The sequence below is a fragment of the Streptomyces sp. NRRL S-118 genome, assembly GCF_000716335.1.
GTDB lineage: Bacteria > Actinomycetota > Actinomycetes > Streptomycetales > Streptomycetaceae > Streptomyces.
Window position 1 is genome coordinate 2583 of record NZ_KL591050.1, and the last position, 841, is coordinate 3423.

Consider the following 841-nt stretch of genomic DNA (forward strand, 5'->3'; position numbering starts at 1 on the left):
CTCGGCGTCGAAGTCGCCGGCCCCGTCGATGAATCCGCCACCGCGGGTGTAGAGGGTTCCCGGCTGGTCCGGGTCCGGGTCGTACAGCCGCTCCAGGTCCCAGCCCCGGTCGCCCGGCAGCGCGGAGATCGCGTCCCGGCCGGACAGGACGAGCTCCCACAGGTCGTCCGGGGACGACACACCGCCGGGGTAGCGGCAGCTCATGCCCACGATGGCCAGCGGCTCGTCGGCGTCCGCCGCACGGGTCCGCGTCCGCACCACCGGGCGGGGTGCCTCGACGGCCCCCAGCTCGGCGAGCAGCATCCGTGCGACCGCTGTCGGGTTCGGGTGGTCGAAGACCAGGGTCGCGGGCAGCCGGAGACCCGTGACCTGGGTGAGCCGGTTGCGCAGTTCGACGCCGCTGAGCGAGTCGAAACCGAGGTCCTTGAACGCCCGGCCGTCCTCGATCGCGTCGGCCGACGCGTGTCCCAGCACGGACGCGACCTGCGTCCGTACCAGGTCGAGCACGACCTGCTCGCGGTCCGCCTCGGCGACTCCGGCGAGCCGCTGGGCGAGCGACCCGCCCGCCGCCGGGCGACGGGCCGGAGCGCGTACCAGCCCGCGCAGCAGGGCCGGGAGCATCCCGTCGCGGGCCCGCGCCCGCAGGGCGGCCAGGTCGAGCCGCACCGGCGCCGGCAGTGCCGCGCCCGTGGAGAGACTCCGGTCGAACAGGGCGAGCCCCAGTTCGGCGGGCATCGCGCCGACACCCCGCTGCTGCAGCCGCGTCCTTTCCGTGTCCTCGAGGTGACCGGTCATTCCGGTGGCGTCGGCCCACAGCCCCCACGCCAGGGAAACCGCCGGC

The 841-nt window shown here is 75.4% G+C and carries 1 protein-coding gene; it reads right to left on the reverse strand.

The annotated features are described in order from the left end of the window. Window positions 1–735, reverse strand: a 735-nt coding sequence (locus tag IH00_RS38490) for an acyl carrier protein (RefSeq protein WP_420710982.1), incomplete at its 3' end; no start/stop codon positions are given. Window positions 736–841 lie beyond the last annotated feature (106 nt).